This window comes from Lysobacter sp. A286 (assembly GCF_054052105.1).
Genome location: NZ_JBSVRJ010000001.1, coordinates 473,587 through 497,435 on the forward strand (window position 1 = coordinate 473,587; position 23,849 = coordinate 497,435).

17 protein-coding genes are annotated in these 23,849 nt (G+C 64.4%); 12 read left to right on the top strand and 5 right to left on the bottom strand.

Annotated features, from left to right (window positions below):
- Positions 1-43 precede the first annotated feature (43 nt).
- From ACW7G0_RS02270 to prpC, 3 genes are all read left to right on the top strand, one after another.
- Entirely contained in the window at positions 44-1,249 is a 1,206-nt protein-coding gene (locus tag ACW7G0_RS02270; RefSeq protein ID WP_456987350.1) for an aminotransferase class I/II-fold pyridoxal phosphate-dependent enzyme, read from the top strand.
- Between the two features lie 78 nt (positions 1,250-1,327).
- A complete protein-coding gene (locus tag ACW7G0_RS02275; protein ID WP_456987351.1) occupies positions 1,328-2,314 on the top strand; it encodes a malate dehydrogenase in 987 nt (328 codons plus the stop codon).
- A 99-nt stretch (positions 2,315-2,413) separates the two neighbouring features.
- The gene (prpC, locus tag ACW7G0_RS02280) at positions 2,414-3,565 is read left to right on the top strand and encodes a bifunctional 2-methylcitrate synthase/citrate synthase (protein WP_456987353.1); all 1,152 of its coding nucleotides are present in this window, start codon (positions 2,414-2,416) and stop codon (positions 3,563-3,565) included.
- Positions 3,566-3,682: 117 nt separating this feature from the next.
- On the opposite strand, the gene ACW7G0_RS02285 is transcribed toward prpC, so the two are convergent.
- The 3 genes from ACW7G0_RS02285 to ACW7G0_RS02295 all read right to left on the bottom strand — a co-directional run bounded on the left by ACW7G0_RS02285 (position 3,683) and on the right by ACW7G0_RS02295 (position 7,289).
- Complete coding sequence (locus tag ACW7G0_RS02285) at positions 3,683-4,294, bottom strand: glutathione S-transferase N-terminal domain-containing protein (RefSeq protein WP_456987354.1); 612 nt, start codon at positions 4,292-4,294, stop codon at positions 3,683-3,685.
- 119 nt (positions 4,295-4,413) lie between these two features.
- Positions 4,414-4,872, bottom strand: a complete 459-nt coding sequence (locus ACW7G0_RS02290) for a cell wall hydrolase (protein WP_456987356.1) — start codon at positions 4,870-4,872, stop codon at positions 4,414-4,416.
- A gap of 380 nt (positions 4,873-5,252) precedes the next feature.
- Positions 5,253-7,289, bottom strand: coding sequence for an oxidoreductase (locus ACW7G0_RS02295; protein WP_456987357.1), 2,037 nt, complete (start codon positions 7,287-7,289; stop codon positions 5,253-5,255).
- Positions 7,290-7,473: 184 nt separating this feature from the next.
- Here ACW7G0_RS02295 and ACW7G0_RS02300 point away from each other — a divergent pair, with 184 nt between their 5' ends.
- The 4 genes from ACW7G0_RS02300 to ACW7G0_RS02315 all read left to right on the top strand — a co-directional run bounded on the left by ACW7G0_RS02300 (position 7,474) and on the right by ACW7G0_RS02315 (position 12,516).
- Entirely contained in the window at positions 7,474-8,922 is a 1,449-nt protein-coding gene (locus tag ACW7G0_RS02300) for a bifunctional 2-methylcitrate dehydratase/aconitate hydratase (RefSeq protein WP_456987358.1), read from the top strand.
- Positions 8,923-9,103: 181 nt separating this feature from the next.
- The gene (locus tag ACW7G0_RS02305; protein WP_456987360.1) at positions 9,104-10,231 is read left to right on the top strand and encodes an OmpA family protein; all 1,128 of its coding nucleotides are present in this window, start codon (positions 9,104-9,106) and stop codon (positions 10,229-10,231) included.
- Between the two features lie 224 nt (positions 10,232-10,455).
- Complete coding sequence (locus ACW7G0_RS02310; protein WP_456987361.1) at positions 10,456-11,544, top strand: OmpA family protein; 1,089 nt, start codon at positions 10,456-10,458, stop codon at positions 11,542-11,544.
- A gap of 192 nt (positions 11,545-11,736) precedes the next feature.
- Positions 11,737-12,516 carry a hypothetical protein gene (locus ACW7G0_RS02315; RefSeq protein WP_456987362.1) on the top strand — a complete coding sequence of 260 codons (780 nt, stop codon included), beginning with the start codon at positions 11,737-11,739 and terminating at the stop codon, positions 12,514-12,516.
- Between the two features lie 80 nt (positions 12,517-12,596).
- On the opposite strand, the gene kbl is transcribed toward ACW7G0_RS02315, so the two are convergent.
- Positions 12,597-13,790 (bottom strand): glycine C-acetyltransferase, encoded by a 1,194-nt coding sequence (kbl, locus tag ACW7G0_RS02320; protein WP_456987364.1) that lies wholly within the window; start codon positions 13,788-13,790, stop codon positions 12,597-12,599.
- Between the two features lie 69 nt (positions 13,791-13,859).
- Positions 13,860-14,894, bottom strand: coding sequence for an L-threonine 3-dehydrogenase (tdh, locus tag ACW7G0_RS02325; RefSeq protein ID WP_456989431.1), 1,035 nt, complete (start codon positions 14,892-14,894; stop codon positions 13,860-13,862).
- 178 nt (positions 14,895-15,072) lie between these two features.
- On the opposite strand from tdh, the gene ACW7G0_RS02330 reads away from it, so the two are divergent.
- The 5 genes from ACW7G0_RS02330 (at position 15,073) to folC (ending at position 23,803) form a co-directional block, all read left to right on the top strand.
- Complete coding sequence (locus tag ACW7G0_RS02330; RefSeq protein WP_456987366.1) at positions 15,073-17,250, top strand: S46 family peptidase; 2,178 nt, start codon at positions 15,073-15,075, stop codon at positions 17,248-17,250.
- Complete coding sequence (locus ACW7G0_RS02335) at positions 17,243-19,459, top strand: S46 family peptidase (protein WP_456987368.1); 2,217 nt, start codon at positions 17,243-17,245, stop codon at positions 19,457-19,459. The genes ACW7G0_RS02330 and ACW7G0_RS02335 overlap by 8 nt, the downstream gene beginning before the upstream one ends.
- 135 nt (positions 19,460-19,594) lie before the next feature.
- The gene (locus tag ACW7G0_RS02340; RefSeq protein ID WP_456987369.1) at positions 19,595-21,757 is read left to right on the top strand and encodes a S46 family peptidase; all 2,163 of its coding nucleotides are present in this window, start codon (positions 19,595-19,597) and stop codon (positions 21,755-21,757) included.
- A gap of 10 nt (positions 21,758-21,767) precedes the next feature.
- Complete coding sequence (locus tag ACW7G0_RS02345) at positions 21,768-22,409, top strand: histidine phosphatase family protein (protein ID WP_456987371.1); 642 nt, start codon at positions 21,768-21,770, stop codon at positions 22,407-22,409.
- A gap of 56 nt (positions 22,410-22,465) precedes the next feature.
- Positions 22,466-23,803 (top strand): bifunctional tetrahydrofolate synthase/dihydrofolate synthase, encoded by a 1,338-nt coding sequence (gene folC / locus ACW7G0_RS02350; protein WP_456987373.1) that lies wholly within the window; start codon positions 22,466-22,468, stop codon positions 23,801-23,803.
- The last annotated feature ends 46 nt before the right edge of the window (positions 23,804-23,849 follow it).

Below are 23,849 nucleotides of genomic sequence, written 5' to 3' on the forward strand. Positions count from 1 at the left end.
CTGGCGTCCACCGCATGATCCGATTTTCCACGAGGTTGTTGCGATGCCCCAGTTTGCCCGCCGTATCGGTCGCGCCCGGCCCAGTGCGATCATGCAGGTCTCGGAGAAAGCCAAGCGCTTGAAAGCCGAAGGCCGCGATATCATCAGCTTCTCGATTGGCGTGCCGAACTTCCTGCCGGGTGAGCATGTCTACCAGGCCGCCCGCGATTCGCTGGCAAGCGACAGCGGCCAGTACGGCAGCAATCGGGGCTCGGATGCCTTGCTGGATGCGTTTCTTGCGCACATCGGCAAGATCGGGTTGACCGGCTATACCCGTTCCAATCTGGGCGTCGGCATCGGTGCCAAACAGGTGCTGTACAACCTGGCCGAGGCGCTGCTCGACGAGGGCGACACGATCGCCTTCGCGGTGCCGTACTGGACCAGCTACCTGGACATTGCGCAGATCGTCAATGCCAAGGTCGAACTGCTGCCGTGCCCGCCGGAGCAGGACTACAAGCTCACCCCCAGGCAACTGGAAGCCGCGCTGGAAAACAAGCCGCGGGTGTTCCTGTTCAATAATCCGTCCAACCCCACCGGCATGGTGTACGGCCAGGACGAGATCTCGGCTCTGGCCGATGTGCTGGTGCGTTATCCCGACACCTGGGTCATCACCGATGACATCTACAACCGGATGGTGTTTGACGGACTGGGCTACCACAACTTCGTCCACGCCCGCCCCGAATTGCGCGACCGGGTGATCTTCGTCGACTCGCTGTCCAAGACCTACGGCATGCCGGGCTGGCGGGTCGGCCTGTTGGCCGGACCCGAGTCGGTCGCCAAAGCGGTGGCTACGCTCAACTCCAACCACATCACCAGCATCCCCGAGGCGGCCCAGGTCGCGGCGATCGCGGCATTCACCGGTCCGCAGGACGTGCCGGAAGCCAAGTGCAAGGAGTTCCAGGCCAAGCGCGACCAGGTGATGCAGGCGCTGGATGCGATTCCGGGGTTGGTGTGTCCGCGCCCGCAAGGGGCGTTCTATGCGTTCCCGGACGTCAGCGTAGCGTTTGGCAAGACCCACGCGCCCAGCGGCCTGAAAGTCGATGATGACCTGTCGTTATGTAGCGCGCTGCTGGAGGCCAAGGGCGTGGCCTGCGTGCCCGGGTCGGCATTCGGTGAGCCGCGTGCCATGCGTATCAGTTACACCTGTCCGACGCCGCAGCTGGCGCCGGGTTTGCAGCGTATCCAGGAATTTTTTGCCGAATTGCGCTGAGCCGCAGGGTGGGCCGTGGCCCACCATCTCCCACGCGGTGGGCCAAGGCCTGCCCACGATGCATTGAGGATCCAAACCATGAAACAACCCGTCCGCGTTGCCGTTACCGGTGCTGCCGGCCAGATCGGCTATTCCCTGCTGTTCCGTATTGCCTCAGGCGAGATGCTCGGCAAGGACCAGCCGGTCATCCTGCAGATGCTGGAGCTGCCGATGGAGAAGGCCCAGGCCGCGCTGAAGGGCGTGATGATGGAGCTGGAAGACTGCGCGTTCCCGCTGCTGGCCGGCATGGTTGGCACCGATGACGCCGAGGTCGCGTTCAAGGATGCCGACATCGCGTTGCTGGTCGGCGCGCGTCCGCGCGGGCCCGGCATGGAGCGCAAGGACCTGCTGTTGGAGAACGCGAAGATCTTCACCGCCCAGGGCGCGGCGCTGAACAAGGTCGCCAGTCGCGACGTCAAGGTGCTGGTGGTCGGCAATCCGGCCAATACCAATGCCTATATCGCGATGAAGTCGGCACCCGACCTGAAGGCGAAGAACTTCACTGCGATGCTGCGGCTGGACCACAACCGCGCACTGTCGCAGCTGGCCAGCAAGGCCGGTGTGTCGGTCGGCGATATCGAGAAATTCACCGTCTGGGGCAACCACAGCTCGACCATGTATCCGGACTATCGCTTCGCAACCGTCAATGGTGCGTCGCTGCAGGACAAGATCGGTGATGCCGGCTGGAACGCCGATACGTTCATCCCGGTGGTGGCCAAGCGCGGCGCGGCGATCATCGAGGCGCGTGGCCTGTCATCGGCAGCCTCGGCGGCCAATGCGGCCATCTGCCACATCCGCGATTGGGTGCTCGGCAGCGATGGCGCCTGGGTGACGATGGGCGTGCCGTCCGATGGCAGCTATGGCATCCCCGAAGGCGTTATCTACGGCGTCCCGGTGACTACCAAGGCTGGCGAGTACGCGCGGGTCGAAGGCCTGGAAATCGATGCCTTCAGTCGCGAGCGGATGGACAAGACCCTGGCCGAGCTCGAGGAAGAGCGGGCCGGCGTCGCCCATTTGCTGGACTGAGCGCGCCACACCTTGATGCGCAACGCGACCAGCACAAGCCGCGGGTCGTAATCATGCCGCTACTTCCAACCGGAAGGGGTGGCTAAAAGAGGAACCAAGATGAGCGAGAACACCAACACCTTGCCGAAGCCGAAGAAATCGGTCGCCCTGTCGGGCACTGCCGCCGGCAACACCGCGCTGTGTACCGTCGGCCGTAGCGGCAACGACCTGCATTACCGGGGTTACGACATCAAGGACCTGGCGACGAAGTCGACCTTCGAGGAAGTCGCCCACCTGCTGGTGCATGGCGCGTTGCCGACCACAGCCCAGTTGGCCGCCTACAAGACCAAGCTGCAGCGCCTGCGCGGCTTGCCGGCGCTGGTTACCGAAGCGCTGGAGCTGGTCCCCGCCAATGCCCACCCGATGGACGTGCTGCGTACCGGCTGCTCGATGCTCGGTACGGTATTGCCAGAGCGCGACACCCACGCAGCGTCCGAGGCGCGTGACATCGCCGACCGGCTGATCGCAAGTTTCGGTTCGATGCTGCTGTATTGGTGGCAGTTCACCCACAACGGCCGCCGGATCGACGTGGAGACCGAGGACGACTCGGTTGCCGGGCACTTCCTGCACCTGCTGCACGGCGCGCCGCCAAGCGCGCTGCACGCTGACGCGCTGGACAAGTCGCTGGTGCTGTATGCCGAGCACGAGTTCAATGCCTCCACGTTTGCCGGTCGCGTGATTGCCGGTACCGGCTCGGACATGTACTCCTGCCTGACCGGTGCGATCGGCGCGTTGCGTGGTCCCAAACACGGCGGCGCGAATGAGGTGGCGATGGACATCATCTCGCGCTATGCCACCGCTGATGAGGCGGAGGCCGACATCCGCGCGCGAGTGGAACGCAAAGAGATAGTGATCGGCTTCGGCCACCCGGTCTACACCGTCGGCGATCCGCGCAACCCGATCATCAAGGAGATCTCGCGCCAGTTGTGCGCCGAAGGTGGCAACCAGGTCCTGTTCGACGTGTCCGAGCGCATCGAGAACCTGATGATGGACACCAAGAAGATGTTCCCCAACCTGGATTGGTACAGCGCGTCGGCGTATCACATGCTGGGCATCCCGACGGCGATGTTCACGCCGTTGTTCGTGATCGCCCGCACCACCGGCTGGAGCGCGCACGTGATCGAGCAGCGCGAGGACGGCAAGATCATTCGTCCCAGCGCGAACTATGTCGGGCCGGAAGATCGCGACTACGTGGAGATCAGCCAGCGCTGAGGGTGGTTGTGCAGTGCCCCGGCATGGGGCGTTCACGTGAAATGGAAACGCCGCGCAACCGCGCGGCGTTTCTGCTTCTGGCCAGTCCAGATTGGCAGCCAGTCCGGTCGGTCCGGCTCAGCTCAGCCCTTCGGCCTTGAGCGCCGCCTGCACGCCGGCATCGGCGTCCATCCGCGACTTGAATGCCGTCAGGTTGTCCAGGCCGGACAAGTCGATGCCAACTGCGCCGGCCCAGCGCAGGGTGATGTACAGATAGGGGTCGGCGAAACTGCGGAAGCCCACCAACCACTGCTTGCCGTCGAGCTGTGTATCGGCGCGCTCGAACAGGCCGCGCAGCCGTTTCTTTGCGGCGTCCTTGACGGCATCGTGCTGGCTGGCGTCCGCGTGGAACGCACCTGGACTGAACAGCGGCACGAAGGCAGGGTGCAGGTCCGCATTGACAAACGCCAGCCAGCGAGTCGCCTGGGCACGCTGCCGGGCACTGCCATCGCCGGCCAAGCCGGCATCGGGGTAGCGATCGGCGATGTAGCCCATGATGGCGGCATTCTGGGTCAGCTGGAAATCACCCTCGACCAGAGCGGGTACGGCGCCGACCGGGTTGATCGCCCGGTATTCCGGCGACTTCATCGCCTCGGCGGTCATTACCTGGAATTCGAATGGCTGGCCGGTCCATTGCAGCGCAATGTGGTCGGCGGTAGAGCAGGCACCGGGCTTGGTATAGAGCTTCATGCGATCTCCGGAGTGGGAATAAGCGAAAGACGGGCCGATACCGTGGCACCGACCCGTCTGTTGATTATCCGCCGTCGATCGTAATCCTGCGTTACGGGCTGCCCGCGAACCGGGCGCCGTCAGGAGCCCTGTGGGGCCAGGTTCTGTACCTTCAGGAAGGTGTGGTCACCGATGGTGGCGACCTGGTAGGCATTGCGCCAGTTTGGGCTGGCGATCGCGAGCGCGGCAAAATGGCTTGCCCCGGGTACGATCTCGCGGCGCTCGCCGGCCGGCAACGCCCAGTTGCGCTGTGCTTCCAGTGCAATGGTGACCGACTCGGCCCAGGCCTCGGTATTGCTCAGGCGCATGTTGGGTGACACCAGGGAGGGCGCGAACTGCTTACGCGCAGTCACCACCTCGCACACACTGTCGCCCCAGATGCCGCTGTCGCGACGGCGCAATGCCACTTCGGCGACCGCCTGCTGTCCCTGGACCGATTGATCACGGGCTTCCAGGTACAAGGTGGTGCTCAAGCACAGCGAGTCTGCGCTTTGTGGTGACAGTACCGAGGCCAACCACAAAATCCAGGCCAGTTTCATGACGAACTCCTTGCTCCGTTGCGCCGACGTGTCCTGTCCACCGCGGTAAAGCGGAGAGCGGGACATCGCTGGCATCGCGTACTGGGGAGGCTGCGGCTCTCTGGCGCGCTTTGCCCCTTCACCTGACCTCGCTGAGTGCGGGCCGGCGTGGGTGTCACCTGCGTGGTGACTCGAAAGTTGCGGCACGGTAGCGGTCATAATTTAAATCCAGCCTGAACAGCTATCCCCGTTCAGCTTGGAAAAATCATGATTCAGTCACGCAGGAATTGTCCAGAACCAGCACCAGCGACGTTCTGCGGACGTACACGGTCGTTGTCGCCAGGGGTCCTGTTCAGTTTCGTCACTTACGACAGCCGGTAGCAAAGCGTCGCAAATGCGCGCTAAAAGGATGCGGCCAGCCGGCTTCCCTGTTCAATCGCCCGTTTGGCATCCAGCTCGACAGCACGGTCCGCGCCACCAATCACGTGCACCTGGCCCGGATGCCCGATCAACTGCGCTTGCAAAGGCTTGAAGGGCTCTTGTCCCGCGCACACCACAACCTGATCCACCGTCAGGGTCCGCTCGACATTGCCGACGCGGATCCGCAGGCCCTGATCATCGACCCCGAGGTATTCCACCGCACCCAGCATGTGGACGTGCCTGGCTTTCAACGTTGCCCGATGGATCCAGCCGGTGGTCTTGCCGAGGCGGGCACCCAACTTGCCGGCACTGCGCTGCAATAGCCAGACCTCGCGCGCGGCGAGTTCCGGCTTCGCGCTTACAAGACCGCCCCGATTGTTGGTGTAGGCCAGGTCGACACCCCATTCGTCTCGCCAACGATCCGCATTCAAGCTCGACGATTCCCCCTGGTGGGCCAGGAATTCGGCGACATCAAAGCCAATGCCGCCGGCACCGATGATCGCGACCTTGCGTCCCACCGTCACGTGGCCACCCAGCACCTCCAGGTAGCTGACAACCTTGGGATGCCCAGCACCGGGGAAGTCCACTTTCCGCGGGACCACGCCGGTGGCCAGCACGACGTGTTCGAAATCGGCCAGCGCTTCCGCATCAACATGCGTCTGCAAACGCAACTCCACGCCGGTCAGCTCGATCTGGCGCCCGTAGTAACGCAATGTCTCGTGGAATTCCTCCTTGCCCGGAATCTCCTTGGCGAGGTTGAACTGGCCGCCGATCTCGCTGGCGGCATCAAACAAGGTCACCTGGTGTCCACGCTGGGCGGCGATCGTCGCGCATGCCAGGCCAGCAGGACCGGCGCCGACCACGGCGATCTTCCTGGCAGCGGTGGTCGATGGATAATTCAACTCGGTCTCCGCGCAGGCCCGCGGGTTGACCAGGCAGCTCGCGCGCTGGTTGGCGAATACATGATCCAGACACGCCTGGTTGCAGGCGATGCAGGTGTTGATCTCGTCGCTGCGTCGGGCCTGCGCCTTCGCCACCCATTGCGGGTCGGCCAGCAGTGGCCGCGCCATCGACACCATGTCGGCCTCGCCGGCGGCAAGAATATGCTCGGCGGTTTCGGGCATGTTGATCCGGTTGGTGGTGATCAGTGGCACTGCGACCTCGGGCTTCAGGCGCGCGGTGATGCCGGCGAACGCGCCGCGCGGCACCGAGGTGGCGATCGTCGGCACCCGTGCCTCGTGCCAGCCGATGCCGGTGTTGATAAGTGTCGCGCCCGCAGCCTCGACCGCGCGTGCCTGGGCGACAACCTCGTCCCAGGCCAGGCCGCCGTCGACCAGGTCGATCATCGACAGCCGGTAGATCAGGATGAAATCCGGCCCACAGGCCTCACGGATACGGCGGACGATCTCGACCGCGAAACGCATCCGCCGCGTTGCGTCACCACCGAACGCGTCATCGCGCCGGTTAGTGCGGGGCGCGGTGAACTGGTTGAGCAGATAGCCCTCCGAGCCCATCACCTCGACGCCGTCATATCCGGCATCGCGAGCGAGCCGGGCGGTGTCGACGAACGCGTCGATCTGGCGCTCGACCGCGCGGGCTGACAACGCGCGCGGAGTGAATGGGTTGATCGGCGACTTGATCCGCGACGGCGCCACCTGCAGCGGGTGGTAGCCGTAGCGTCCGGCGTGCAGGATCTGCAGGCAGATGCGGCTGCCATAGGCGTGCACGGCATCGGTGACCTGGCGGTGTTTGCGCGCCTGCCACGACCAGCCCAGCGTGCCGCCGAACGGCTTGAGCCAGCCGACGATGTTGGGCGAGAAGCCGCCGGTGACGATCAGCCCGACCCCGCCGGCGGCGCGCTCGGCAAAGTAGGTGGCGAGCTTCGGGAAGTCGCGCGCCCGATCCTCCAACCCGGTGTGCATCGATCCCATCAGTACCCGGTTCGGCAGGGTGCAGAACCCCAGGTCGAGCGGAGTGAACAGGTGGGGGTAGAGCGGGTGCGGATCAGTGGGCGGCATGGGAGTACGTCGGCGTATGGATGCATCACGATGCCGGGAAAGCCGGTGCCCGGCAAGCCGCTGGAAGGGGCCGCGATTGGTGAGCCGGGAAAGACCGCATGGACGCACGGCAAAGGTGCATGCAAGCCGCGGCCGCGCCGATCTGGCAAAATGAACGGCTCCCCCCCTGATCGGATCCTTTTGCATGAGTCAGCACGACATCCGTTCCACCGTCCGTCCGACCCCCGACCAGCCGATGCTCGACATCGCCGAGTACGTCACCGGTTACCAGATCGATTCCACCGAGGCCTACGACACCGCGCGCTACATGCTGCTGGATTCGCTGGCCTGCGCCGCACTGGCGATGGACCACGAGGAATGCGTAAAGCACCTCGGGCCGCTGGTGCCTGGTGCGGAGATGAAGGGCGGAGCCCGGGTGCCCTATACCTCCCATGAGCTCGACCCCGTCCAGGCCGCCTACAACATCGGCGTGCAGATCCGCTGGCTCGACTTCAACGACACCTGGCTGGCCGCCGAGTGGGGCCACCCGTCCGACAACCTGGGCGCGATCCTGGGCGTCGCCGATTACCTGGGCCGCAAGGCCGAAGCTGATGGCGCCAAGGCGTTGACGGTCAAGGACGTGCTGGGCTACGCGATCAAGGCCCATGAGATCCAGGGTGGCTACGCGATCAAGAACTCGTTCAACCGGGTCGGCCTGGACCACGTGATCCTGGTGCGCCTGGCCTCGACCGCGGTGGCCACCAAGATGCTTGGCGGTGACAAGGAAGCGATCTGGACCGCGGTTTCGCACAGCTGGATCGACAACGGCATGCTGCGCACCTACCGCCACGCGCCCAATACCGGGCCGCGCAAGAGCTGGGCTGCCGGGGATGCCTGCCGCCGCGCCGTCACCCACGCATTGAACGCAGTGAAGGGCGTGGTCGGCTACCCAAGCGCGCTGAGCGTGCCGACCTGGGGCTTCTATGACATCGCCTTCCAGGGCAAGCAGTTCGAGTTCGAGCGTCCGTTCGGAAGCTATGTGATGGAGAACGTCCTGTTCAAGATCAGCTTCCCGGCCGAATTCCACGCCCAGACCGCCGTCGAGTGCGCGATGAAGCTGCACGAGCAGGTCAAGGACCGAATCGAGGACATCGAGCGCATCGAACTGCAGACCCAGGAAGCCGGGGTGCGGATCATCGACAAGACCGGCCCGCTGCACAACTATGCCGATCGCGACCATTGCCTGCAGTACATGGTGGCCGTACCGTTGATCTTCGGCCGCCTGGTCGCCGACGACTACAGCGATGCGGTGGCCGCCGATCCGCGCATCGATGCGCTGCGCGCCAAGATGACGGTCAGCGAGAACGAACAATTCACCAAGGACTACTTTGACCCGGCCAAGCGCTATATCGGCAACTCGGTGCAGGTGTTCTTCAAGGACGGCAGCAGTACCGAGAAGGTCTCGATCGATTTCCCGATCGGCCATCGCAAGCGTCGCGACGAAGGCATTCCGGTGCTGATGAAGAAGTTCGAGGCGGCCGTGCGCGGCAAGTTGCCAGCGGCGAAGGCCGACCGTCTGGTGGCGCTGGCGGCGGCTCCCGATGAGCTGGAAGCAATGCCGATCACCGAGTTGATGGATTTGTTCGCTAGCTGAATAGCGGCTGAGGACGAGACGCCGTCTGCGGAACTTGGACGGATGTTAGGCGTTTGTTAACACCACCTTCACGTGGCCGAACCTAACCTCTCCCTCGATGGCGTCATACCGGCTGCCGTCTTGAACGGTACGGAATCACGCAGAAGCGGTTTCCTGATTAGAACCAATACGGAGATACCCAATGAATAAGAAACTTCTCTGCGCCGCCTTGCTGGGTGGCTTGACTGTTGCAGGCGCGGCCAACGCGCAGGACTTCGATGATCGCTGGTACCTCACCGGCTCAGCGGGCATGAATATCCAGGACAGCAATCGGGACACCAGCAACGCCCCATTTGCAGCGATCGGTGTTGGTAAGTACTTGAACCCCAACTGGTCGCTGGACGGTGAGCTGAACTACCAGAACCCGAATGTCGAGCGCAACCGGGATTTGAACTGGAGCCAGTACGGTATTTCATTCGACCTGCGCCGCCACTTCCTGGCCGAGGGTCGGAGTTGGAACCCGTATGTAGTGATGGGCCTGGGTTACCAGCGCTCCGAAGAGGAGTACGCGCCGCAGGACGTGGGTAGCAACAGCCCCAACGGTCCTTTCCAGCGCGAAGATGGCCACGTGGCTGGCAAGCTCGGTTTTGGTGCACAGGGTGACGTCGGCCGGGTGAAGATCCGCACCGAGTTGGCCTACCGCATTGATGCCGACGACGACAGCATTGGCGCGTTCATGACCGACGACGTGCCGCGTGACGACGGTGCTGACTGGTTCGGCGACGTGCTGGCCTCCGTTGGCGTAGTCGTGCCGCTGGGTCCGGAGCCGGTTGCCCCGGTTGCCCCGGCGCCGGTTGCTCCGAGCTGCGCGGACCTGGATGACGACGGCGACGGCGTCAACAACTGTGACGACAAGTGCCCGGATTCGCAGGCTGGCCAGACCATTGGTCCGGACGGTTGCCCGGTGCCGGTCTCGATCGACCTGAAGGGCGTGAACTTCGACTTCGACAAGTCGACCCTGCGTCCGGACGCGGTTGCGATCCTGAGCGAGGCGGTGCAGATCCTGCAGCGTTACCCCGACCTGAAGGTCGAGGTTGCCGGTCATACCGACTCCAAGGGTACCGACGCGTACAACCAGTCGCTGTCGGAGCGTCGCGCCACCGCGGTGTATGACTACCTGAGCAGCAATGGTGTCGACGCCTCGCGCATGGTGGGCCCGAACGGTTACGGCGAGAGCCGCCCGATCGCGCCGAACACCAACCCGGACGGTTCGGATAATCCGGAAGGTCGTGCGCAGAACCGCCGCACCGAGTTGAACGTGCAGAACTAAGCACGTTGCCGTTACCGGTGGCGCTTTGACGCCGCCAATGCAACAAGCGAAGCCCGGCCATGTGCCGGGCTTCGCGTAATTTAACGCTGTTAATAAAGCGTCATGGGTGTGTATCATCAGGCGCCAGCGGTGCGACCAGCCTGCCGGTGTGCACTGCAGTTCCACCAGTTACGGCAGAGTTCGCCAAAAACCCCCCTGTTGTCCTTTAGTAAGGAGTGTGAGTTATGAAAATTCGCCTGTTGAGCACGGCGTTGCTTGCCGGCCTGGCGTTTGCGTCGGCAGCAAATGCGCAGGATTTCGATGATCGCTGGTACCTGACCGGATCGACTGGTTTCAATCTCCAGGACACCAAGCGTGAAACGAACGATGCCCCGTTCGTGACGCTGGGCGTGGGCAAGTTTGTCAGCCCCACTTGGTCGGTTGATGGTGAGTTGAACTACCAGAACCCCAATTTCGACGCCAACCAGGACATGAACTGGAGCCAGTACGGCGTTTCGCTTGACCTGCGTCGTCACTTCCTGGCCGAGGGCCGCAGCTGGAACCCGTATGCCCTGTTTGGCCTGGGTTACCAGCGCGCGGAAGAGGAATACGACAACTTCCCCAGTGCGAACTCGCCCGGTGAGCGCGAAGACGGCAACCTAGCGGCAAAGGTCGGTTTCGGCCTCCAGGGCGACGTGGGTCGCGTCGGTGTGCGTACCGAACTGGCCTACCGTGCCGATTTCGATGATCAGAGCGTGGCGGCCCCCAATGAAGACTGGTTCGGCGACCTGCTGGCCTCCGTTGGCGTAGTCGTGCCGCTGGGTCCGGAGCCGGTTGCAGCGGTTGCCCCGGCGCCGGTTGCCCCGAGCTGCGCGGACCTGGATGACGACGGTGACGGCGTCAACAACTGCGACGACAAGTGCCCGGATTCGCAGGCTGGCCAGACCATTGGTCCGGATGGTTGCCCGGTGCCGGTCTCGATCGACCTGAAGGGCGTGAACTTCGACTTCGACAAGTCGACCCTGCGTCCGGACGCGGTTGCGATCCTGAGCGAGGCGGTGCAGATCCTGCAGCGTTACCCCGACCTGAAGGTCGAGGTTGCCGGTCATACCGACTCCAAGGGTACCGACGCGTACAACCAGTCGCTGTCGGAGCGTCGCGCCACCGCGGTGTATGACTACCTGAGCAGCAATGGTGTCGACGCCTCGCGCATGGTGGGCCCGAACGGTTACGGCGAGAGCCGCCCGATCGCGCCGAACACCAACCCGGACGGTTCGGATAATCCGGAAGGTCGTGCGCAGAACCGCCGCACCGAGTTGAACGTGCAGAACTAAGCACGTAACAGCTACAGGTGGCTGTTCGCAGCCACCGATGTGACACACAAAGCCCGGCCAAGTGCCGGGCTTTGTTTTTGTGCGGTGACGTGCCCTGACCGTGTCGTGGCTGGTTGTTCGCATTGGGGCGCGCGCTTACACTGACGTGCGTCCTGCGGGGTGCCAGCCCCCGGTTTCCCAAGGAGATGAGTCATGTTGCGTGCTGCCGTCGTAATGGTGCTGTTGTCGTCCGCCGGCTTGGCGCACGCGCAGGATTCCATCCAGTGTGGCGCCCTGGTCGCGCCCCAGGCAATGTCGGTGCAGCCGACCGTGATCGCACCGGTAATCGCCGAGTTCGGTGCCCCGCGCCACCAGTTGGGGGCGCCAACGGGGGTATTGTCCCAAGCCTTGGGCGAATCGCTGGCGGTTGACCAGGTGCTGTTCCGCCTCCAGGTCGAGCGTTGCGGTGTTGTCGCCAGCGTGATCCCGGCAGCACCGCCGGTGAGTCCTCCCCTTGCCGACACCGGTGCCGCAGTTGGTGTTGCCGCGCCTGTCGCCACCGTCGTGCCGGCAACCGCCAGCACTGCGATGCCGACGGCAGCCGATCCGGCGGCCTATAAGCCCCGTACCGAATTCGACAATACCCCGTGGCGGTTCAACATGAACCAGAACGGCGAGCAGATGACGGCGGATGCCTTCGCGGCGTGGATGGAGTCCAAGGGCGTGCGCGTGGCCAAGGGTGCGGCACCCAAACCGGTGGCGGCAGTGCCAGTCAGCGGTGTCGCGGTGGATGGCTCGATCGTGGTGCCCGCCGGAGAAGCTCCTGCAGTGACGGTGCCCGAAACAGCAACTTCCGAAATGACCGCTGCCAGCGCGACGCCAGTCGAAGCACCCACCACTGAAACGGCGGTGCCCGAAACGCCATCGCCCGACGCCTCAACGTTGCCAGTTGAAGCGCCGACAGAGGCGATTGAACCGGACGAGGGCGGTTAACCGTCGCGTAATTCAAGCGACAGGCTTCACACTCGACAACGGCCGCTCATGCGGCCGTTGCTTCATTGGTCGGGATAGGATCAACCCTTGATGACGCCCAGCTCGCGACCGATACCGGTGAACGCGGCAATGGCCCGATCCAGGTGCTCGCGCGTATGCGCGGCGCTGATCTGGGTGCGGATGCGTGCCTTTCCCTGTGGCACCACCGGGAAGAAGAACCCGATCGCATAAATCCCTTCTTCCAACAGGCGCTCAGCGAATTTCTGTGCCAGCGGGGCATCGTGCAGCATGACCGGGACGATCGCGTGGGTGCCGGGCTGGATTTCGAAGCCGGCGCTGTTCATCTGCTCGCGGAAGTACGCGGTATTCGCGGCCAGTTGCTCGCGCAGGTCGCCGGCGGCATCCAGCATCTCGAACGCCTTGATGCCGGCAGCAACCACGTGCGGCGGCAACGAGTTGGAGAACAGGTACGGCCGCGAACGCTGGCGCAGCAGTTCGATGACCTCCTTCTTCGCCGTAGTGAACCCGCCCACCGCGCCGCCCATGGCCTTGCCCAGGGTGCCGGTGACGATGTCGATCTTGTCCAGCACGCCCTTGACCTCGGCCGAGCCGCGGCCGGTGGCGCCAAGGAAGCCGGTCGCGTGGCATTCGTCGATGTGCACCAACGCACCGTATTTTTTTGCCAGCGCGCAGATCTCGTCCAGTGGCGCGATGAAGCCATCCATCGAGAACACGCCATCAGTGGTAATCAGCTTGGTCTTGCAGCCCGCGGCATCGGCCGCCTGCAGCTGGCTTTCCAGATCGGCCATGTCGCAGTTGGCGTAACGGAAGCGCTGCGCCTTGCACAGGCGCACGCCATCGATGATCGAGGCATGGTTGAGGCTGTCGGAGATGACCGCATCATCGGGGCCGAGCAGCGGCTCGAACAAGCCGCCGTTGGCGTCGAAGCATGCCGCATAGAGGATGGTGTCCTCGGTGCCGAAGAATGTGGCGATGGTCTGCTCGAGCTGCTTGTGCAAGTCCTGGGTACCGCAGATGAAGCGCACCGAGGCCATGCCGAAGCCGTGGCTGTCCAACGCGTCCTTGGCGGCCTGGACCAGGTCCGGATGGTCGGCCAGGCCAAGGTAGTTGTTCGCGCAGAAGTTCAATACCGTCCGGCCATCGGCCAGCGTGATCTCGGCCGATTGCGGGCCGGTAATGATGCGTTCGGCCTTGAACAGACCCTGCTCGCGGATGGTTTCGAGTTCGTGGATGTAACCGGTCGTCAGTGACATGAAGTGCTCCGCGTAGGGCGGGTCACGGCCCGCCATGATGTGTGTCGGCGGGTCAGTGCCCGCCTCGAGTCAATTCCAGCTGAGCACGATCTTGCCGGACTTGCCGGCTTCCATCAGGTCGAAACCCTGCTGGAACTCGTCCACCGGCAACTGGTGAGTCAAGGCCTTGCCAAGCGGGAAGCCGCCCAACACCAGCTGGGTCATCTTGTACCAGGTCTCGTACATCTTCCGGCCGTACATGCCGTGCAGGGTGAGGCCCTTGAAGATGATCTTGTCCCAGTCCGCGCCGGCGCCCTGGGGCATGATGCCAAGCATCGCGATCTTGCCGCCGTGGTACATGCAATCGAGCATGTCGTTGAACGCGCGCGGGTTGCCGCTCATCTCCAGGCCGACATCGAAACCCTCCATGTGGAGGTCCTTCATCACGTCCTTGAGTGAGGTGTTGGCGACGTTGACCACGCGCGTCGCACCCATGTCGGCCGCAAGCTTCAACCGGTAGTCGTTGACGTCGGTAACCACCACGTTGCGCGCGCCGATGTGCTTGCAGATGCCGGCGGCAATGATGCCGATCGGGCCGGCACCGGTGATCAGCACGTCCTCGCCGACCACATCGAACTCCAGTGCACAGTGTGCGGCGTTGCCGTAGGGGTCGAAGAACGCGGCCAGTTCGCTGGGGATCTGGTCCGGGATCGGCCACAGGTTGGTGGCCGGCATCACGATGTATTCGGCGAATGCGCCGTTGCGGTTGACCCCGATGCCGACCGTGTTGGGGCACAGATGCTGGCGGCCGCCGCGGCAATTGCGGCAATACCCGCAGACGATGTGGCCCTCGGCCGACACGCGCTGGCCGACCTTGTAGCCGGTCACGCCCGGGCCGACCTCGACGATCCGCCCGACGAATTCGTGGCCGATCACCAGTCCCGGCTTGATCGTGCGCTGGCTCCATTCGTCCCACAGGTAGATGTGCAGGTCGGTGCCGCAGATCGCGGTTTTCTCGACCTTGATCAGCACCTCGTTGGCTCCGGCTTCCGGCACCGGTACCTCCTCCATCCAGATGCCTTTGGTGGCTTCGCGCTTGACCAGCGCCCTCATGGTTTGCGGGATCTGGCGCTGGGTGGGTTGGGCTGCGATAGAGGGCATTTCGGGCCTGACGGAGTCTGACGAGTGAGGCGCCAATTGTACCGCTGCGGTGTTATCCATCCGTGCCGTGACCGTTGGCGGTTGCCGACAGTGGCCTGCTTTGCCTATGGTCAACGGTTCGAACATGAATACCGGGGCCAACATGAACCTTCGAATATTGCCCGTGGCGCTGATTGTCGCGTTCGCGTCCACTGCCGCAGTTGCCGACGAGGGCATGTGGCAACCCGAACAAATGCCCGAGCTGGCCGCGCAACTGAAAGCGCGCGGATTGCAGATGGACCCCGCCGCGTTGTCCAACCTGGCCGGAAAGCCGCTCAACGCGGTCATCAGCCTGGGCGGTTGCACCGCGAGTTTCGTCTCGCCCCAGGGCCTGGTGGTGACCAACCATCATTGCGGCTACGGCGCGATCCAGTACAACTCCACCCCCGAGCGCGACCTGCTGGCCAACGGCTTTGTTGCCGGGACCCTGGCCGAGGAGCTGCCCGCCGAGCCCAATGCGCGTATCTACGTCACCCACGACATCCGCGACGTGACCGACCAGGTCACCGCCGATCTGGAGGGTCTGGACGGCAAGGCACGTTTCGACACTATCGAGGCGCGCAACAAGGCATTGGTGGCCGAGTGTGAGCAACCCGGTGGCCTGCGCTGCAATGTCTACAATTTCAACGGTGGCCTGCAGTTCTCGCTGATCCGGCAGCTGGAGATCCGCGACGTGCGGCTGGTGTATGCCCCGCCGAACTCGATCGGCAAGTTCGGTGGCGACGAAGACAACTTCGAATGGCCGCGCCACACCGGCGACTGGGGCTTCCTGCGTGCCTATGTGGGTGCCGATGGCAAGCCGGCCGCGTACTCGAGCGACAACGTGCCGTACCAGCCCGAGAGCTGGTTGACGGTTTCGCAACAGCCGTTGCTCGAAGGTGATTACGTGATGGTGACCGGCTATCCGGGTTCCACCGATCGCTACCGTCTGCCAGGCGAGATACGCCAGGCGATCGAATGGCGCTACCCGACAATGATCGCCTACTTCGGCGATTACCTCGCGGCGATTGAGCGCAACACCAAGGGCGACAAGGCGGCGGCATTGAAGTACGCCTCCACGGTGGCGGGCGTCAACAACGTGCTCAAGCTGTATCAGGGAAACCTGGACGGGTTTGCCCAGATGGACGATCCGGTCGGGATGAAGCAGGCCCGCGAGCAGGCATTGGAGGCCTGGCTGGCCGAACGCGGCGCGCAGGGCGAGGCACCGCTGGAAGCCATCGATGCGCTGGAAAGAGAGCTGGCAAACGCACGCACGACCCGCGAACGTGATTTGTGGTTCGACAGTGCGGTTGGCGGTGGGCTGAGCGGGGTGGCCGTGAGCCTCTATCGCAACGCGATCGAGCAAGCCAAGCCTGACGCCGAGCGTCGTGTCGGCTACCAGGACCGTGATGCGCCACGCATCGCCGGCCGCCTGACCGCGTTCGACAAGCGCTATGACCCCAAGGTCGACAAGGCCTTGATGGCGCTGCGCCTGACACGTTATGCCGAGCGCGTGTCGGCGGCGCAGCGGGTGCCGGAGCTGGACCAGTGGCTGGGCATCGGTGCCGATGACAAGGCCATTGCCGGCCTCGATGCCAAGCTGGACACTTTGTACGCAAGCTCCACGCTCGACGATGTTGACGCCCGCCTGAAGTGGCTGGAGGCCGACAAGGCCGCCATCGAAGCTTCCGATGATGCGGCGCTGGATTTTGCGGTGGCGATGATGCCGGCGCGGCTGCGGATGGAGGCTGCCGACGAAGCACACAGCGGCCGGATCTCGGCGCTGCGTCCGCAATACATGCAGGCGATGATTGATTTCAACCAGTCCCAGGGCAAGCCGGTGTACCCGGACGCGAACAGCTCGTTGCGGATCACCTTTGGCACGGTGCGCGGCTATTCCCCGCGTGATGGCGTCGAGATGATCCCGTTCACCACCCTGGACGGCATCGTCGCCAAGACCACCGGCGAGGAGCCGTTCATCACCCCGCAGGCCGAGCTGGATGCGATTGCCGCAGGCAAGGGTGCGCAGTACCGGATGGAATCGCTGGGTGACGTGCCGGTCAATTTCCTCAGCGACGTGGACACCACCGGCGGCAATTCCGGCTCGCCCACGCTCAACGCCAATGGCGAGCTGGTCGGCCTGTTGTTCGATGGCAACTACGAAAGCCTCAGCGCCGGCTGGATCTTCAACCCGGAGCTGACCCGTTCGATCCACGTCGACACGCGCTACATGCGCTGGGTGATGGACGAGGTCGACCATGCCGACCGCCTGCTGGAGGAAATGGGGTTGCCACATGACTGACCATCGTCTGGTGGGATGCGGGTCATCGCCGCGCGTTGGCTCGGCCGGCAAGTCGCTGCGGCTGGCGGTACTGGCCGCAGTCGCGGCGTCGTGCGCGACCTTCGCCGTCAACGCCGACGAGGGCATGTGGCTGCCCTCGCAACTGCCGCAGATCGCCACCCAACTGCGCGATGCCGGCTTTGAAGGCGACCCGGCGGCGCTGGCCGACCTGACGCGGCCACCGATGAACGCGGTGGTCAAGGTCGGTGGCGGCACCGGTGCCTTCGTGTCCGCGGATGGTTTGCTGCTGACCAATCACCATGTTGCGTTCGGCGTGATCCAGTACAACGCCAGCGCCGAGCGTGACCTGATCGAGGAGGGCTTCATCGCCGCCGACCGTGCCGGCGAGCTGCCGGCCAGCCCGGACTTCCGGGTCCGGGTGACGACCGGCTTCGACAAGATCACCGACCGTATCGTGGCCAATGCGAAGGGCAAGCAGGGACGTGCCTACTTTGATGCGATCGACGAGGCCGAGAAGGCGGTCGTGGCCGAGTGCGAGCAGGTCGCGGGTAACCGGTGCAGCGTCGCCAACATGCATTACGGTGCCGATTTCTACCTGATCACCCAGTTGGAACTGCGCGACGTGCGGCTGGTCTATGCGCCGCCCGATGCGATTGGCGGGTTTGGTGGGGAGGTCGACAATTTCATGTGGCCACGCCACAGCGGTGACTTCACCTTGCTGCGGGCCTATGTGGGCCCCGACGGTCACCCGGCCGCCTACTCGACCGACAACGTGCCTTTCACGCCGCCGGCCCACCTGCAGGTCGCGACCGAGCCCGTCGTCGCCGGCGACTTTGCGATGCTGGCCGGTTACCCAGGCCGGACCTATCGGCACCGGATGGCATCGGAGTTCGAAAGCCAGGTCGAATGGCAGCTGCCGTCGCGGGTCGCTCTGTACGACGGACTGATTACGACCATCGAGGCGGCCATCGGCGACGACGCCGATGCCAGGGTTCGTTACGCATCAACGTTGGCTGGCCTGGAGAACGGTCTCAAGCGTGCCCAGGGTGAACTGGACGGTCTGGCCGTGAGCAACGCGGTCGCCGTGCGCCGTGCCGACCAGCAGGCCATGCTGGATTGGCTTGACACGCAGCCGGATGCGGCGGCGACCAGGGCCGACATCGTGGCAGCGCAAGCGATCCTGGATGAGGCCCGGGACGTGCGTGAGCGCGACCAGCTGTTGAGCACGATCATCCGGCGGACCCAGTTGCTCGATTCCGCCGTGACCTTGCAGCGGCTCTCCCTGGAACGTGGCGAGCCTGACCCACAGCGCGAGTCGGGCTACCAGCAACGCGACGAAGCCTTGATCGAAGGCGGACTGAAACAAGTCCAGCGCCGTTACGTGGAGTCGGTTGAAAAAGCGGTCCTGGCGGACCTGCTGGCCCAGTACAACGCGTTGCCTGCCGCACAACATGTGGCCGAGTTCGACGCGGTGTTTGGCACCACGCCGGACGCGGTCAATGCCAGCCTCGACGCCATGTATGCCGGTTCCGGACTGGATCAGGAAGCAGCGCGGCTGGAGTGGTTCCATGCCGATCCGGCCACGGTGGCCGCGGCGGATGATCCCTTGCTGCAAGTCGCCGCGGCACTGATGCCGGCGATCATGCGCATGGAAGCCGAAGACAAGGCCCGCGCCGGCGAGTTGCTGCGCCTGCGCCCGGCCTACATGCGCGCGCTGATTGCCTATCGCCAGTCACGCGGCGAGGCGGTGTATCCCGATGCCAACTCCACATTGCGGGTGAGCTACGGCCAGGTCAGCACGATGGAGCCACGTGATGGCGTGCGTTACCTGCCGTTGACGACGGTCGAGGGCATCGTCGAGAAACACACCGGGCAGGCCCCGTTCGATGCGCCCAAGCCGTTGCTGGATGCCATCGCCGAGGGCGACTTCGGCAGCGCCATGGATCCGGAGCTGGGCACCCAGACGGTCAACTTCATGACCAACCTGGACACGACGGGGGGCAATTCCGGCTCACCGATACTGGATGCGCGCGGGCAGTTGATCGGCCTGCACTTCGACAGCAACTGGGAAGCGGTCAGTGCCAGCTGGATGTTCGATCCCCGCTACAAGCGTGCGATCCACGTCGACCTGCGTTACATGCGGTGGTTGCTGGCCAAGGTCTACCCCGCGCCGTATTTACTGGAAGAGATGAATTTGCCGGTGCAGTGAAGCCAACCGGCGGATCGCAACGGCGTCAAGGTGGGTCCGGCACTGTCGGTCATGGCTACGCGCATGCGAGCCGGGCTGCGGGGCTAGACTCAGGTATCGATTGTTGGATTTTCTATTTTTCTTCGGAGTGGATGCATGCGTTATTCGGTGTTGGCCGCAGCCATTGCGCTGGCGGCGGTGGTGGGGTCGGCGACGGCCGGTGAGGGGATGTGGGTGCCGCAGCAATTGCCGCAGATCTCTGATGCGTTGCAGAAAGCTGGCCTGGAGTTGCCACCGGAGCAGTTGGCGAACCTGACCGGCGACCCGATGGGCGCGGTGGTATCGCTGGGCGGCTGCACCGCCAGCTTCGTGTCGCCGCAAGGGCTGGTGGTAACCAATCACCATTGCGCCTATGGCGCGATCCAGCTCAACTCGACGCCGGAAAACAACCTGATCCAGGACGGGTTCAATGCCGCAACCCCGGCCCAGGAGTTGTCCGCAGGACCCAACGCGCGAATCTATGCGCTTGATTCGATCCAGGAGGTCACCGCCCAGGTCCAGGCCGCGATTGACGCCGCTCCTGACGCGCTTGGTCGCGCCCAGGCGCTGGAGAAGACCCAGAAGCAACTGGTCGCCGACTGCGAGGCCGATCCGGGTTTCCGCTGCCAGTTCTACAGTTTCTCCGGCGGCAACAGCTACCGGTTGTTCAAGAACCTAGAGATCAAGGACGTGCGGTTGGTGTACGCGCCGCCCAACAGCATCGGCAGTTTCGGTGGCGACGTGGACAACTGGATGTGGCCGCGCCATACCGGTGACTTCTCGTTCTACCGCGCCTATGTCGGCAAGGACGGCAAGCCTGCGGCGTATTCGCAGGACAACGTGCCCTACCAGCCGCCGCACTGGCTGAAGTTCGCCAGCCAGCCATTGCAGATCGGCGACTTCGTGATGGTGGCAGGCTATCCGGGGCGTACCGCGCGCTATGCGCTGGCCGAGGAGTTCGACCAGACCGCGCAATGGACGTATCCGACCGTCAAGGCGCACTACCAGGCGCTGGCGGATATGGTCGAGACGGCCGGTGCGCGCGATGAAGCCATCAAGGTCAAGTACGCCAGCACCATCCGTGGCTGGCAGAACACGATGAAGAATTACGGCGGTCAGCTGGAGGGTTTCGAACGGATCGATGCCAGCAAGACCAAGCACGCCGAAGAGGCGGCGGTACTGGATTGGTTGCGCGGACAAGGTGCCGAAGGTGAGGGCGCGCTGGCGGCACACGCGACCTTGCTTGAGCTGAACGAGGCCGACAATGCAACCCGCGACCGTGACCTGGTGTTTGGCCAGTTGCGCCGCACCGGAGTGATTGGCGCCGCGGTGGGTCTGTACCGGTTTGCGATCGAGGCCGACAAGCCCGACGCCGAGCGTGAGACCGGCTATCAGGAGCGCGACCTGGTGAGGTTCGAGGGCTCGCTGGAGCAGATGGAGCGCCGCTACGATGCCGGCATGGATCGTCAGTTGCAGCAGTACTGGCTGCGCGAATATGTCGACTTGCCGCAGGCGCAACATATCGCTGCGTTGGACGCGTGGCTGGGTGGCAATGACGAGGCGGCGGTACAAGCGGCACTGGACCGGCTGGCAAAGACCGGGCTGGGTGACCTGGACACGCGCCTGGCGTTGTTGAAGGCAGACCGCGCCGCCATCGAGGCCAGTGCCGATTCGGCCTTGCAGCTCGCGGTGGCGGTGATGCCGGCGATACTGGCCAGCGAGGAACAGACCGAGACCCGTCAAGGCGACGCGTTGTTGGCGCGACCGGCGTACCTACAGGCTGTCGCGGACTACAAGGCCAGCCAGGATGAGTCGGTGTATCCGGATGCGAACTCATCGCTGCGGATCACCTTCGGCAACGTGCAGGGCTACACCAAGCCCGATGGCACCCGCCTGCCGCCATTCACGACCCTGGAACAGGTGGCCGCCAAGGCCACAGGTGTGGAGCCGTTCAATGCCCCGCAGGCGCAGCTCGATGCGATCGCGGCGAAGAACTACGGCGGCTTGGCCAGTGACGAACTGAGTACGGTGCCGGTCAACTTCATGGCCGACCTGGACATCACCGGTGGCAATTCCGGCTCGCCGGTAATGGACGCGCGCGGTGAGTTGGTCGGTTTGGTGTTCGATATGAACTGGGAGAGCGTCAGCTCCAACTGGGTGTTCGATCCGGCCATGACCCGGGTGATCGCCGTCGACGGCCGCTACCTGCGCTGGATCATGCAGGAAGTATTCCCGGCGCCGCAGGTATTGCAGGAACTGGGCGTGCCCGAGCAGGAGTGAGCCGGTCGCCATGAAGATCCTGCTTGCCCGTCACGGGGAAACGCGCTGGAACGCGGAAGGCCGCTACCAGGGCCAGGCCGATATCCCCCTGTCTGAGATCGGTGAGAGTCAGGCCCGCGCGTTGGGAGAGCGGCTGCGCGAGGTGTCCATCACCCGCGCGGTGGCCTCGCCGTTGTCACGCGCCCGGCGCACCGCCGAGTTGGCGCTCGGTGATCGCGCCGGGATGCTGGCGATCGACCCGGACTTCAGCGAGATCGCCCACGGCACCTGGGAAGGACTGCTGGCGAGCGAGATTGGCGAGCGTGATCCCGACCGGTTACGGGCATGGCGGGACGCCCCGCAGGAGGTGCTGATGCCGCAGGGCGAGTCACTGCAGCACGTATTCGACCGCGCCTGGCGTGCGCTGCTCCGCGCGGGCGATGGCCTGGGCGACGACGACACCCTGTTGGTGGTCGCCCACGATGCGGTCAATCGGGTCCTGCTATGCCATGTGCTGGGCATTCCGCTGCGCCGGCTGTGGGGTTTTCGCCAGGCACCGACCACGTTGAACCTGCTGGAAGGTCCGGATATCGACCATCTCGACGTGGTTCGCCTGAACGATTGCAGTCACCACACCGCGCTGTTCGGCGAGGCCGTGCATCGCGCGCTGTAAGCGCGGATCATGTCCATCCCGCGCCCATGCCCATCCCAGTCCTGCGACCTGCGGCAATGAATCTGACCCAATGGCTCGAGCGGATCGAGCGTCTGCATCCCAAGTCGATCGACATGGGCCTAGAGCGTGTGCAGCAGGTTGCCGGCCAGTTGGGTCTGCGGCGGCCGGCACGCGAGGTCATCACCGTGGGCGGTACCAACGGCAAGGGCTCGACCGTCGCATTCATCGAGGCGATGGCACGCGCCGCGGCCTGGAAGGTAGGTAGCTACACGTCACCGCACCTGTGGCGCTATAACGAGCGGGTACGCATCGACGGCGCCTTGGCCAGCGATGCCGACATCGTCGCGGCGTTCGAGGCGATCGAGGCCGCCCGTGGCGAGGTATTGCTGACGTATTTCGAGTACGGCACGTTGGCAGCGCTGTGGTTGTTCGAGCGTGCCGGGCTGGATCTGGCGATCCTCGAGGTAGGTCTGGGCGGACGGCTGGATGCGACCAACATCGTCGACCCCGACGTGGCGGTCATCACCACCGTGGACCTGGACCATCAGGATTACCTGGGTAATGACCGCGAGACGATCGGCCGCGAGAAGGCCGGGATTGCGCGTGGATGGAAACCACTGGTGCTGGGCGATGACGATCCACCGTCCAGCGTGCTGCGCCATGCGTATGCGATCGGCGCCTCGACGATCCGGATCGGTTGTGATTTCTTCATCGACGTCGCCAGTACTGACCTGGCCGGTGATGATGCTGCAGTCGACGCGGCTGACGTTGACACCGTGTCGCCCGGGCATTGGCGCTGGCGTGAGGTGGGTTGCCAAATCGACTTGCCATTGCCGCGGATGGCGGCTCCGGTGCAGCTGCGCAATGCGGCTATTGCGATCGCCGCGTTGCGCGCGCTGGAGTCGCCGCCATCGGTGGCCGCGATGATCCGCGGCGTGGAAACCGCGGATATTCCCGGCCGCCTGCAACGCTTCGTACGCGACGGCGTGGAGCTGGTGGTCGATGTCGGCCACAACCCGCAGGCAGCGCGCGAGCTGGCCGGGTGGTTGCGCGCCGCGCCGCTGACGGCCGCCGGCGCCACCCACGCGGTGTATGCCGCGCTGGCCGACAAGGACGTGGTTGCGGTGGTCGGGGCATTGGCCGAAGTGATTGATCACTGGCACCTGGCCGGGCTGGTCGAGCAGGCTCCACGCGGAATCGCGGTGGAGGATTTCGCCGCGCGCCTGGTGGGCACCGAGGCCGCCTCGGGCAGCCGCCACGCCAGTGTTCCGGACGCTATCGCCGCCGCTCGCAACCAGGCACGAGCGGGTGACCGGATACTGATATTCGGTTCGTTCCATACGGCAGCGGCGGCGTTGGCGGTGCTGGACCAGGCCGCCGCCGCACCAGTCTGAACACCACCGGCCAACGCGCACGGCTGCCTGGCGGCACACGCGTATA